The organism is Candidatus Zixiibacteriota bacterium (assembly GCA_036480375.1).
Lineage (GTDB): Bacteria > Zixibacteria > MSB-5A5 > GN15 > JAAZOE01 > JAZGGI01.
The window spans coordinates 135,463-148,238 of sequence record JAZGGI010000003.1 but is presented as its reverse complement, the minus strand read 5'-3'; the positions used below and the strand labels follow the sequence as shown (position 1 = coordinate 148,238).

The window sequence follows — 12,776 nt, the reverse complement described above, 5'->3', positions numbered from 1 at the left end:
TATTGATAAGGTGACGAAAACCGCATGAAATGCCCCTTTTGCAGCCATGAAGAAAACAAGGTCGTCGATTCGCGGCCGGTGCAGGACGGCCGGGCGGTGCGCCGCCGCCGGGAATGCCTCAAATGCTCCGAGCGGTTTACGACTTATGAATATATCGAAGCGGTAACGCTGACTGTCGTCAAGACCGACGATACCCGCGAAGCGTTCGACCGCAATAAAATCATTCACGGCATCAAACTCGCTTGCAACAAACGGCCGGTAAGCTCCAAGAAAATCGAGGAGATAGTGGCCGAGATTGAAACGTCGCTTCAGGAATTGTCACGTAACGAAGTAACCTCAAAATATGTCGGTGAGATGATAATGGACAAGCTCAAAGAGGTTGACGAGATCGCTTATGTCCGTTTCGCGTCGGTCTATCGTAAATTCGCCGACACCACCGAATTTCTCGAAGAGATTAAAAAGCTTTTGAAATAAATATCGGTGGCTGGTTTGCGGGGACGGACTCCAATCACCGGAATTGGCGAAGTTATCCACATTATTTTTTACGAAAAATCCTTGCAGTATCATACCTCTATTTTAGTTACAGCAAATTGGGTTCGTTTTGTCCTTTTTCAGGCAAGGGCCTGTTTTTGGCTGTCGGGGATATCATCCCTTTTTGGTGTCGGGGATATCATCCCTTTTTGGCTGTCGGGGATATCATCCCTTTTTGGCTGTCGCGTAGATGACCCGGATTTTTGGCCAAAGATTTGATGACCGGCATGTGTCCACATTTGCTGGAAAAATGGGTTTGTTTCCTCAGATTAACGTTTTGGGTCATATCAACTCGGTGGTGATTCATAACACACCCCGCCCTTCGGGCACCCCTCTCAAGAGGGGAAAAATTAACGAAGGCCTGTTTTTCTGTGGGTGCCGGGTTTCCCGGCCCGCAAAAAACATAGTCAATATATCCGCGCGAGCGCAGAAACCGCGCCCCTGCGGGCAATTGCTTAATTGTAATATGTTTCATCTACATATAAGGATGAATTCCGGAATAATGGGGATTATGTGGAATAAATGTTGATGCGTCGAGTGGGAAGACACCCGAGGGATTTAGTTCCTTCGGATGGGCCACCGGTCCTCGAAGAAATCAAAAAGCTCTTGAAGTAGCTGAAATTATTCCGGAATGTGGGTGCCGAAATCTCTGGGTATTTTTATATAGCCAAGTCCTTCATGGGTTTGCGGGTCAGATATTGATTTATAGGCAATCCTCGCAAGGAATATTGCCGCCTTTGAAAACGTGATTGATTAAATATACGGCATCACCGACATTACAAGCGCCATCGCAATTTACATTGCATGATTGAATTGGATCGGGCGCCGGGCCATTTTTGAAAATGTGATTTATTATATAGACGGCATCCCCGATATTTATACTTTCGTCAGAATTGGCATCACCGCAGAAGTAATCAAAATTGATATTCAAAGTGAATTGACATTCACCGGTCAAACCTTCCAAATCTTCAACAACTGCTGTAAAATTAATGGGAGCTGAAACGGTTGGTATTCCGGCGAGCAATCCATCTGATGATAAGCTTAAACCGGTACCGGCAAGATCACCATTTTTGTCCGCCCAGATAAATGGTTCAGCGCATCCCACAGCTTCCATCTCATGAATATAGGCAGAGTCAAGCGTGGCTTCGGGCAATGAGTCCGTTATTATTTTCGGAGAATAAGAATAGCAGGTTACGGTAACTGCATCTACTGCCGCCTCAACCCACGAAAATAATCCATAGTCTGAAGCCACAAATCGGATGCCTATTGGCTCTGTTGGAGTCAGTTTATCATTAACCCGGAGCGTATATGCAAGCCATTCGCCGTCTGCGCCTTCAATCGGGCCAAGGGTTTTTACAAGATACAGTCGTTCACCATGGATAAGGGATATTTTAAAAATATCATCTTGATTTATTTTGCTGGAAGACCAGTTTCTATACCATACGGCATAATCAATAACAACATCACCGGATGTGGCATCGAATAGAGGTGAATCGAGAATTGTATATCCGTCATCTACATCATTCTCAAATTGATTTTGATAGGTAGAGGTATCAGCCTCCGTTAGATAGCACTTTCCCGAACCATCGAAATCGTGATCTTGATTAAGATATGGTTGGCGATTAGTTGTCCATCGTTCCCAATGTCCATGACTGGCATTACCTGATACTGTCCAACCCATATCGGTATTAAAATTATCTTGTAACATAATATTTACATCAGTGTACACCAATGATTCGTGGAATTCGTCTGATGAAGGGAAATAAATTACTCCGCCGGAATATTCTTCGGCGCTTATATTATACTTCAGTCGGCTCCGGCAATCAGGAGCGGGCATGGAAAATCCAAAGTTTCCCCCGCCTTCATCGATCAATGGCTCAGAATAGAACTCTCCATCGTCAATTTGATAATGGATTAGAGCCGTGCCCGGAACCAGTTGCCCGCCGGAGTATTCTTCAATTTGCACTCTTATCGGATATTCCTCCCCCGGAAGCATAACTGATGGGATAGTATCGAGGTAATAGAATATCAGATCGGGAAGGGGCACGACTGTATTATTGAGAACATATGCGGTAGCAAGAATGGCTTTCGTAATTCTCGTCATGTAATCATAATTGAGATAGGTCGTGCTATCATGAGGTGAATGATAAATGTCAGATTTAAGATATTCATAAATCCCGATGCCGTCAAAGCCGTATTGGTCAAAAGAAATAAGATCCGTATTACCGGTTCCTGCTGAAATATGGCAGGCCAAACCAATTGATTCATAGGATACTGCTAAATCAGACAACACCTGGGCGAAAGCCTCACTATTGGAGGTTGGAAATAAAACTTTTAAATCAGTTTCGTTTAGATAATGGCCAATCATATCCAAATTAAAGACGCAGACAATCCTATCACTTCTTTCTGCCGCCTCCCGGGCATAATGCATGGATCCCCAAAGACCATGTTCTTCGGCATCAAAAAGGATAAATATAATTGTCATTTTTGTGTCGATATCCGCCAGAGCTCGGGCGATTTCCAATACCGCAACCAGTCCGGATCCATTATCGTCGGCTCCGGGAGAATCTTCCGGATATGTATCATAATGAGCCCCGATTATGATTTGATCATGGGGGTAATCGGTTCCCGTCTTATAAGCGATTATATTCCGGCACTTGAGAAAACTACCGTCTATTAACGCTGTTAACGTATCATTCACCACCGAATCGCAGCCAAAAGACGTCAATTTACTGGCTATCCCGGCTTGTGCCTGTCGCCAGTTGCGGGTGTTACAATATCTGCCGTTATATGATTGAAAAAACTCGGAATATGAAATCAGTGAATCTTTGCTGATTTTGCTGATTAATTCATCGATAAACGGATCGCTTACAGCAGATTTTGCAATTAACAGCGATGCATCCTTGTAAATCACCGGTAAACTACCGTCCGGGATTGTTATCATTCTTCCATTTTTCCACAAATCTGTTTGGCTGGCTGAGCCAACGTCGTAAAGCCGATTATTACCTTCCTCGTAAATCAGAGAATAAGAATCCGGTTTTACCTCATCACCATAAATATCCAGAGCCAGGCCGTCACGATTGACATCGTTTTTTATAATTTCAAATTCCAGATTGAAAGACGCGAAATATTCTTCTACTTGCTGATCGGCAAGCACAAGATAGCCGCCTTTAACCCGCCAAAGTACATCTGCGCCTGAGCCTGAAAGAATGTCCGCATGCTGTTTGCATTCTACATAAACCTTATATAAGTCAGTCTGGGGCGGGGTGTTGGCTCCTAAGCATCTTGAATGCTCAGCGATTTGTGAAAAAATAATTAATGAACCTGTAACAATTAAAAGGATTCTCAACGCTCTGATCATATATTCCCCGCTTTCTGAAGGCGGTGCAATATTCTTTTGGAAAACTCAAGGTGTAGATATATTATACCAATAATAAGTTACAGTGCGACCATCGAATTGTCAAGCTTTAAATTTCCTTTCACAATGAACAGTTGAGAAGAGCAGAATTCGTCGCATACTTTTGCCAATTGTGGATGAGCGTTTCCGGCAGGAGTCTCGGAATTGGAAATTCCTCGACTTCTGCCTTACTGGTAACAATGAATTGCTTTGGTTGATTCCGAGCTGATTTAATTAGAATCGATTAAATGCCCGGTGCCAGTGAAGGTAAGGTTGATCGATGGTTGGCCTTTGTAATAGATTGTTCCTGAACCGCTAAGAATTCCGTCGAGATAATCATTGGTATAGATTTCAATGTTTCCCTCTCCGCCAAGACTAATGTTGGTGGTATCCGTGATTAAATTGAAGGCGACTAAATTTCCATCTCCTGGGTGATTATAAAAATGATTGACCGCAGAGCCACTCAATATAATATTTCCCGTTCCGGAAAGTAATGAATTCAAACGGGTGACATCGGCGTTGAGTGTAATATTGCCCATGCCAATCAAATCGATGTCCAAAACATCAACCTGAAAATTGTTGGTTCCCGCGATATTTCCCATGCCGGTCAAGATCACATTTTCCAAATCTGTCATCATTAAATTAACGGTCAAATTGTTGTTTGAAAAAGTCGTGTTGGGCGAGGAACTGATGACAAGGATGCCATTAGTGACGGAAGTGATAATATATTGGTGGAAATTGTCGTCAGCCGAAATCGAAACCGCCTGTTGTGAGCCGCTGGCGATGTTGACATTGCCGGTGGCAACAAGAATAACCGAATGAAAATCGGGCAGTGTTCTTTCGATAGATGTAATATTCCCGGAGCCGGTAATCTTTACCGAATTGGCAGGGTTATCATCATCGGAACATGAAGTAAACAAAGCCAGCGAAATAAAGCAGAGCATGAAAGATAGAACGGTTTTCATTTATAATCTCCCTTTTATATGGACATTTTAATATACTTGATTTGCGCATTATTGTTTCAAGATAATGGATAAATCAAGCACAATTCCAGAAATTAATTCATTTAGTTTTGGCGTCAATTGCTTTGTTGACTTTTGGTGAATAATCCGTTTTTATTAGGCCTGATTATGATTGATAAGCCGCCTGAAAAAGAAATGTCGTTTCTCGATCATCTCGAGGAATTACGCCGCAGAATCCTCCGCTCGATCGCGGCGATATTTATCGGGGCGATCGCGGCCTATTTTTTTTCGGAATGGCTGGTCAACGTCGTCTCGGCGCCGCTTGAGGAAGTGGGCGTTTATTTCAAGGCTCCGGCCGAAGCGTTTTTGACGCATATAAAAATTTCCCTGTTTGCCGGAGCAATAATCTCATCGCCGTTTATCTTGTATCAAATCTGGATGTTTATCGGACCGGGGCTTCTCAAAAGCGAAGTTAAAATTGTCATTCCAATTGTAATTTCATCAACCATTTTTTTCCTATTGGGCGGGTCGTTTTGCTTTTTCTTTGTTATTCCACTGGCGGTCAAATTCCTGCTGGAATTCGGCACGGATAATATGAAGCCGATGATCATGATCGGCAATTATATATCATTCGCCGGAGCGCTGGTATTAGCTTTTGGAATCGTTTTTGAGCTTCCGGTGGCATCGTTTATATTAGGCCGGATTGGGGTTATCGATCATAAGATGCTTGGTAAGGGGAGACGTTACGCGATAGTCGGGATATTTATCCTGGCGGCTGTTATAACTCCTCCCGATCTGATTAGCCAGCTTCTCCTGGCGGGGCCGCTCTATTTGTTATATGAAATTTCGATTATGGTTGTATGGCTGACCGGACGAGATCGTAATCGCGAATAATCGACTCTTGCCGCTTGACAGAAATTGTATCGATAGTTAGATTCTTTTCAGGATTTTTCGCACATAATGCCGGATGATCGGCGCAGGTGAAGATACCTGCACCGCACCTTTTTACTGGCTGATAAGAAAACCAAGCGGGTGTAATTCAGTGGTAGAATGTCAGCTTCCCAAGCTGGACGTCGTGGGTTCGAACCCCATCACCCGCTTTTTTTTATTGTTATGAAAGTAGTCGCGATAACAAAATCTTCACCATTTTATGGTGAAATCACACCGGGAGCCGACCTGGTTGCCGTCAATGGGCATCCTGTATCCGATGAGATCGATTTTCATTTTTACAATACAGAAGATAAATTACGCCTTGATTTTTTCATCGATGGAAAGAAGAAAATAATAAAAATCGACGATGCCTATGCCTGTGGTGATTTGGGTTTGGAATTTGAAAAGACGAAAATCAAAATTTGCAATAACAATTGCATTTTCTGTTTCGTTCATCAACAGCCCAAAGGGATGCGCCGGAGTTTATACATCAAGGATGATGATTACCGGTTTTCGTTTACGCACGGCAATTTTATATCTCTATCGGGGATGACCGAGGCCGATTTTGCTCGAATTATAGAGCAACGTCTGTCGCCGTTGTATATCTCTGTTCATTCTACCGATGATAAACTACGACGCTGCATTTTCCAAAATGAAAAATTGCCCAGGATTATTCCGGCTTTAAAGAAATTGACAAGTAATGGCATTACCGTACATACTCAAACAGTAATATGCACCGGTATTAATGACGGTGAACATCTTGAAAGGACAATAGAAGATTTAGCTTTATTATATCCCGGAGTGTCGTCGCTGGCGGTTGTGCCGGTAGGATTAACAAAATATAGAAAACGCCTCCCGGATTTGCGCTCATATTCAGGAAAAGAAGCTGACCAAATCGTAAAATTCATTCATAAAACTCAAAAGCGATTTCAGAAATTAATTAAAACAAGATTCGTTTATGCCGCCGATGAATTTTACTTGTTGGCCGGCAGGAAATTTCCTCCACTTTCAGAGTATGAGGATATGCCCCAGTTTGAGAACGGCATCGGGATGGCTCGTCAGTTTATTACTGGTTTCAATCGAAGAAAGAGATGGTTGCCCGGGGAACATTCTGCTAAGTTGCGGATAGGAATTGTAACCGGTCGGTCGGCTGAACGGTTTATGAAGTCGGCTGTCATGCCAGCTATTGATAGAATTAGAAACTTAAAAACATCATTGTATGTTGTCGATAATGAATTCTGGGGAGATACCGTTACCGTAACGGGATTATTGACGGGGGGTGATATTCTGAAACGGATTAGGAATAATAAACAGGATGTACTCCTGTTGCCGCCGAATTGCCTCAACACGGATGATCTCTTTCTTGACAATTTGACTCTCGATGAGTTTACTAAAATGGTCGGATGTCCGGTTTTGACCGGTTCGTATGATCTGGTGAAATTAATTCGCCGGGCTTTTGAGATGAGGAACAGTTGATGCCATTGCCCATCGTTGCCATAATTGGCCGTCCTAACGTCGGTAAATCATCGATGTTCAATCGGATGATTAAACAACGGCTGGCCGTTGTCGACAGCGCTTCGGGTGTAACCCGCGACAGGAATTTCGCGCCCTGCGATTGGAACGGCCGGGAATTTTATCTGGTCGACACGGGCGGAATGGTGCCCGGGACCGATGACCAGATGGAGCAGTTAATTTTGGAGCAGGCTCAGATTGGTCTTGATGAAGCAGATATCGTTATTTTTATGGTCGATTGCCAAACCGGAATAACGGAGCTCGATTCACAAATCGCCCGGCAATTATTGCGGGCCCAAAAGCCTATCATTATTTCACCCAATAAAGCAGATAACGAACAGCTCGAAATTGACGCCAGTGAATTTTACAGTCTCGGCTTTGAGCGGCAATTTTGCGTTTCCGCGGCTAACGGTCGGGGCGTCGGGGATCTTCTGGATGAGATTGTTCGGTTATTGCCCGAGACTGGCGATGAGGTTCCGGAAGACAGCAGTATCCGCATCGCGGTAGTCGGGCGACCCAACGTTGGAAAATCATCTTTTGTCAATTGCCTTTTGGGTGAGGAACGACATATAGTCTCCGAACAACCGGGGACGACTCGTGATTCGATAGATTCGGTAATTTCGGTAAATAACATAACCTATACTCTGGTAGATACGGCCGGATTGCGTAAAAAAAGCCGGGTCAAAGAGAATATAGAATACTATACGACTCTACGAACGATTCGCGCCGTCCAGCGTTGTCACGTGGCTTTGATTCTTCTTGATGCCAACGAAGGATTGAATGTCCAGGAATTAAAAATTATAGATGAAGTCGCCGAAGCCGGGCGGGGGATGGTTTTGACGGTTAATAAATGGGATATATTTGACAAGGACGAAAACTCCGCCGCGATTTACGCTCGGCAGTTGGCCGAAGCGATGCCGACTTTTAGTTATATCCCTTCGATTTTTATATCGGCAAAAACCGGTCAGCGGGTCGTGAAAACTTTAAGTTTGATCGATCGCGTTTACTATGAATACAATAAACGCATCGATACGTCCACGCTGAATAAATTTCTCGAAGGCGCTGTCAAACGTCAACCGCCCCCAGCTACCAAAGGTAAGTGGATAAAGTTCTATTATATTTCACAGCCGGATACGGGTCCGCCAACTTTTGTCGTCTTTTCAAATTATCCTCAATTTATTCAGGATCCATATCGCAGATACTTAACTAATCGCCTGCGCGAGCAATTTGGATTTGAAGGCATACCTCTGAAATTCAAATTCAAAAAGCGTTCCGATAAATAATCCGGATTTTATCGCAGGGGCGGCGTAAGGCTTTGTCTCTTATCCATTTTTAATTAATAATATTTTCTTCCGGCCGATACACCGAAAAATGGAATAAATATATCAATTGGAAGCCGAATTTGGAATATCAGGATACTATATATGATCTCGAGGAAAAGATATATGAGCTCGAGAATAAATTAGAAACCAATAATCAGGAAATTCATGATTTAGCAAATATTGCCGCGGTTATTACTTCGATACTCGATCAGGAATCAGTATTAACGGTGGCGATGGAAATCGCCATCCGACAAGTAGCCGGTGAAGTCGGAGCGGTCATAATATTAGAAGACGGGCGGATGTCAGTCAAAGTAGCCTGGGGGATAGACGCTGATATTATCGAGGGGTATAAATATAAAGAAAATATGGATGTCGTCCGCTATTGCCTTAATCAAAAACAGGCGTTCTATGATAATGATTGCCGAAAGAGTTTCTCCAATGATTTTCCCGCCAACAATCTTATAATATCGCCTCTTGGTTCCAAGACTATCTCCGGCACGATGATAATATTTAATAAAGAATCAGGTGGGGAATTTAATGATCATGATCTTGAAGCGATGGAGATGATTTGTCGTTTCACTTCGGTTTCAATGGAAAATTCTGCCCTTCTTCAGGAGTCTCTTGAGAAACAGAAAATTGAACAGGAACTGGATTTAGCTCAACAAGTCCAGACTACGTTACTCCCTGAAAGTGTAACCATGAAAGGCATTGATGTTGCCTCGACCTATATTCCGGCGCGAAAGGTTGGGGGAGATTATTACGAGATCATGCCAATCGGCAAAAACAAAATGCTGTTCATGCTCGGGGATGTCGCCAATAAGGGAATTCCGGCCGCCCTGGTAATGACCTCGGTTCACGCGATAATTCACGCTAATATTGGCTCCGGGAAGAACATTCAGGTTACCCATCTTATGGCTCAGCTAAACGATATTCTGTGTAACGATATTATCAAAGATAGAAGTATGTTTTTAACCATGTTCATGGGGTATATAGATCTCGATTCGGGAGTCATGGAATACTGTAATGGCGGTCATCCGCCGGCGTTTTATTACCGGGCGTCAAATAGAAATACTTTGCGCTTAAAGTCAAAAGCAACTTTAGTTGGTCAATTCGCGGGATTACCTTTCCGCTCGTCCAAAATTAAAATTGGGCCGGGCGACCGGATTTTTATCTATTCGGATGGCATAAATGAAGCGGAAGATAAAGGCGGTTTGCTATATGGCCTGGATCGACTTGAGGAGTTTTTCAAAGCCGGTATAGCTTTCGATACCAAGCGATTTAATCAGGTTGTCAAAGAAGAGATAGACCGCTATCGGATCGGCTCTCGCAAAGAGTCAACCGATGATTTTACAACGCTTGTGATTGATATCAATCAGCCGGAAGAGCAAAAAAAGGAATATGATTTCAAATATGTCTCAAGTCTGACGCAATTGGAAAAGCTATATAACGATCTCGACACAGCAACCGGAGAGAACAATCTGAGTGCCAAAATCGCTAATTTAATCAAAGTAGTTATTTCCGAGGCGTTTACAAACGCAGTAATCCATGCCCATAAAAACGATGAATCGAAGAAAATACATGTTTCCCTGACGCTAAATAAATCAAGCATTATTGCCGATATTTTGGACGAAGGTACATGCAGGGGATTAGAGGAGTTAAAAAACCATAATTTGAATATTGATCCTCTGGCAGAAAGTGGTCGGGGGCTCGGATTAATAAAGGAATTAGCAGATGAAGTCGAATTTTCACGGAGGCCTCAAGGGGGTCTTAGGGTGAGAATTTTACTTAAGCCGGACCAGGAAAATATACAATAAGATATACAAAAGGAGGATGGGATGGAAATTATTACCAGTATCAAAGATCAAGTCAACGTGTTATCAATGCGTGGCAAACTTGATTTGGCCAATGCCGCCAAATTAAAAGAAACTGTGAAAACTATTCTTGATGAAAAACGGAATATGATACATCTGGATATGAAGGATGTCGATTTCATCAACAGCTCCGGATTAGGTGCACTGGTTTCACTGATGAAGGAAATTCGAGTTCAGAAGGGCCGCCTGACTCTTTCCAATTTGGCGCCCTATGTAAATGAGATTTTTGAGATCACTCAACTGTCACATGTATTCGAGATTTTTCCAACTTCTGAAGAGGCGATCACCAGCTATCAGACCGCCTGCTCAACCGGAACCGAATAATAAAACGAGGGGATAATTATGCCGAAGATTGAAGTTTCGGTAGAAGACCTATTAAATCAATTATCCAGTCCTGATTTTTTTGAACGGGAAGAAGCCGTTAAACAGCTCGGTCAGATGAGCGAGGACTCGGCTATTGCCGGTTTGGTACTGGGTCTGGAAGACGAGGACCGCGGTATCAGGGAACTGGCCGCGGATCATTTGGTCAAAATTGGCGGGAGCACTTGCTCTCAATTACTCGCGAGCTTTATGGGGCATGACGAGATTTCGGTAAGAAATCTGGCCGCGGAAATTCTTATTCGAATCGGGCGAAGCGCGGTCCCGGCGCTCTCACAAGCTTTGGATAATGAAGATCACAATCTCAGGAAATTTTCTCTTGATGTACTGGGATTAATTAAAGACCATTCCGTTGCGGGAAAAGTTCATTTAATGCTGGATGATCCTAATGAAAATGTGGCCTGTTCAGCCGCGGAAACGCTGGGGTACATTGGTAATCAGCATTCTGTTCGTCCCCTTCTCAACGCTTTTGAAAAATATGATTTTTTGCGAGCGCAGGCCGCTGAGGCCCTGGGTAATATCGGACATGAATCCGCGTTTGAGGGTTTGCGAGTTCATCTGGATGACAAAGATCCGGTTGTTTTATATTCCATTATTGAAGCTATGGGGAAAATGGGCTTAGAAGCCGGCATTGAGGATTTGAAGCGGTTTATTAATAGTGACATGCAGATGATTACGGATGCTGCGATAGCCGCCATTATACGAATAGCCCAAGCCAACGGCCGATCAATATATAGCGAATTTCGTGACGATGTCGTAAAGAAATTCCTTGTCGATAGTTTGAGGTCTGATGATGAGTCGGATGTGCAATTCGCCCTCCAGGAGTTGAGACATTGGAATGAGCCGGATATAGTAAAAGAATTGATAGTTTTGCTTATTAAATCCGAAGGACATCTGGTGGGTGATATAACCAATGTTTTAAAGGCTGTTGGGACTCCGGCAGTCATGGCCATAAGTGAGAAATTGCATGAATCCACCGACAAAGAAAAGTTGAAAATTCTCGATGTTATCGGGATTTCGGAAGATATTCGCCTGGTCGAAGACATAGAAAAGCTGGCCGATTCGCCTAATTCTGAGATTCGAGAGAAGGTGGCCGTAGCTCTGGGGCGATGCAACGCTCAAAATTCCTGGGAAATAATCGAACATCTGATGTCTGATTCGGTCGGTCATGTCCGCGCTGCGGCCATCAAATCTATCGGATGGCTCGGTATTCCCGAGGGACGGGAAGATTTATTGATTAAGGGATTGGATGATGACTATCCCGATGTCAGAGAAGCGGCGATGGGAGCAATGATTTTATTGGGCGGATCCAAAGTTATTGAAACGTTTACCAATGATTTAAATCATGAAAGTGCCGAACGTCAGCGTCTGGCTGCAATCGCTCTGGGTATGATAGGCGAGGAAGAAACCGTAAATCCGCTTATTACCACTGTTTCTCATAGTGACCCGGCCGTTCGCCGGTCCGCCATTGAAGCTCTGGCTCGTGTAGGGGATATGGAAATCGCGGGCGCTATTCGAGCCGGACTCAACGATGAAAACTCATTGGTTCGAAAGGCGGCCGTGACGGCTCTGGTTAAACTTCTTGGTTCGAAGGCTATTGAAGATATTAAACATCTGCTGAATGATAATGATTTATGGGTCAGATACCATACGATTGATGCAATTGGGGGGATGAGAATTCCAGATCATTCCGAACTGCTTTTACAGTATCTGGACGATGAGCAAGACATCATACGAATTGCCGCAGTGAAGGCATTAGCGACTCTGGGAGATAAATCAATTCTTGAAAAATTGAAACAAATTTCCTGTGAAGGTAACGAGGATCTTGCGGCGGCCGTCAGGGAAGCTACTGACGCTTTAACGGGATAGGCAA

The 12,776-nt window shown here is 43.6% G+C and carries 10 protein-coding genes and 1 tRNA gene; 8 read left to right on the top strand and 3 right to left on the bottom strand.

All coding sequences use genetic code 11. The features are described 5' to 3' along the window. The first annotated feature begins 24 nt into the window (after positions 1-24). Positions 25-474: a transcriptional regulator NrdR gene (gene nrdR / locus V3V99_00685; GenBank protein ID MEE9441171.1), complete on the top strand. Its 450-nt coding sequence runs from the start codon at positions 25-27 to the stop codon at positions 472-474. Between the two features lie 196 nt (positions 475-670). On the opposite strand, the gene V3V99_00680 is transcribed toward nrdR, so the two are convergent. From V3V99_00680 to V3V99_00670, 3 genes are all read right to left on the bottom strand, one after another. After that, positions 671-838 carry a hypothetical protein gene (locus V3V99_00680; GenBank protein MEE9441170.1) on the bottom strand — a complete coding sequence of 56 codons (168 nt, stop codon included), beginning with the start codon at positions 836-838 and terminating at the stop codon, positions 671-673. 396 nt (positions 839-1,234) lie between these two features. Then, on the bottom strand, positions 1,235-3,892 hold the full coding sequence (locus V3V99_00675; GenBank protein MEE9441169.1) for a M20/M25/M40 family metallo-hydrolase: 2,658 nt from the start codon (positions 3,890-3,892) through the stop codon (positions 1,235-1,237). 266 nt (positions 3,893-4,158) lie between these two features. Further along, on the bottom strand, positions 4,159-4,893 hold the full coding sequence (locus tag V3V99_00670) for a head GIN domain-containing protein (GenBank protein MEE9441168.1): 735 nt from the start codon (positions 4,891-4,893) through the stop codon (positions 4,159-4,161). Positions 4,894-5,058: 165 nt separating this feature from the next. On the opposite strand from V3V99_00670, the gene tatC reads away from it, so the two are divergent. From tatC to V3V99_00635, 7 genes are all read left to right on the top strand, one after another. Continuing rightward, positions 5,059-5,784, top strand: a complete 726-nt coding sequence (gene tatC / locus V3V99_00665) for a twin-arginine translocase subunit TatC (GenBank protein ID MEE9441167.1) — start codon at positions 5,059-5,061, stop codon at positions 5,782-5,784. A 134-nt stretch (positions 5,785-5,918) separates the two neighbouring features. Continuing rightward, positions 5,919-5,990 (top strand) — tRNA-Gly (locus V3V99_00660). A 13-nt stretch (positions 5,991-6,003) separates the two neighbouring features. After that, a complete protein-coding gene (locus tag V3V99_00655; protein MEE9441166.1) occupies positions 6,004-7,296 on the top strand; it encodes a DUF512 domain-containing protein in 1,293 nt (430 codons plus the stop codon). Continuing rightward, on the top strand, positions 7,296-8,615 hold the full coding sequence (der, locus tag V3V99_00650; protein MEE9441165.1) for a ribosome biogenesis GTPase Der: 1,320 nt from the start codon (positions 7,296-7,298) through the stop codon (positions 8,613-8,615). The genes V3V99_00655 and der overlap by 1 nt, the downstream gene beginning before the upstream one ends. A gap of 119 nt (positions 8,616-8,734) precedes the next feature. Beyond that, positions 8,735-10,468 carry a SpoIIE family protein phosphatase gene (locus tag V3V99_00645; GenBank protein MEE9441164.1) on the top strand — a complete coding sequence of 578 codons (1,734 nt, stop codon included), beginning with the start codon at positions 8,735-8,737 and terminating at the stop codon, positions 10,466-10,468. Positions 10,469-10,489: 21 nt separating this feature from the next. Next, positions 10,490-10,849, top strand: coding sequence for an STAS domain-containing protein (locus tag V3V99_00640; protein MEE9441163.1), 360 nt, complete (start codon positions 10,490-10,492; stop codon positions 10,847-10,849). 18 nt (positions 10,850-10,867) lie between these two features. Next, positions 10,868-12,772 (top strand): HEAT repeat domain-containing protein, encoded by a 1,905-nt coding sequence (locus tag V3V99_00635; protein ID MEE9441162.1) that lies wholly within the window; start codon positions 10,868-10,870, stop codon positions 12,770-12,772. The last annotated feature ends 4 nt before the right edge of the window (positions 12,773-12,776 follow it).

What these genes read in the sequence shown, in the direction of transcription:
- nrdR (MEE9441171.1), top strand. Translation starts at nt 25, where the DNA reads ATGAAATGCCCCTTTTGCAGCCATGAAGAAAACAAGGTCGTCGATTCG.
- V3V99_00680 (MEE9441170.1), bottom strand. Translation starts at nt 838, where the DNA reads ATGAATCACCACCGAGTTGATATGACCCAAAACGTTAATCTGAGGAAA.
- V3V99_00675 (MEE9441169.1), bottom strand. Translation starts at nt 3,892, where the DNA reads ATGATCAGAGCGTTGAGAATCCTTTTAATTGTTACAGGTTCATTAATT.
- V3V99_00670 (MEE9441168.1), bottom strand. Translation starts at nt 4,893, where the DNA reads ATGAAAACCGTTCTATCTTTCATGCTCTGCTTTATTTCGCTGGCTTTG.
- tatC (MEE9441167.1), top strand. Translation starts at nt 5,059, where the DNA reads ATGATTGATAAGCCGCCTGAAAAAGAAATGTCGTTTCTCGATCATCTC.
- V3V99_00655 (MEE9441166.1), top strand. Translation starts at nt 6,004, where the DNA reads ATGAAAGTAGTCGCGATAACAAAATCTTCACCATTTTATGGTGAAATC.
- der (MEE9441165.1), top strand. Translation starts at nt 7,296, where the DNA reads ATGCCATTGCCCATCGTTGCCATAATTGGCCGTCCTAACGTCGGTAAA.
- V3V99_00640 (MEE9441163.1), top strand. Translation starts at nt 10,490, where the DNA reads ATGGAAATTATTACCAGTATCAAAGATCAAGTCAACGTGTTATCAATG.
- V3V99_00635 (MEE9441162.1), top strand. Translation starts at nt 10,868, where the DNA reads ATGCCGAAGATTGAAGTTTCGGTAGAAGACCTATTAAATCAATTATCC.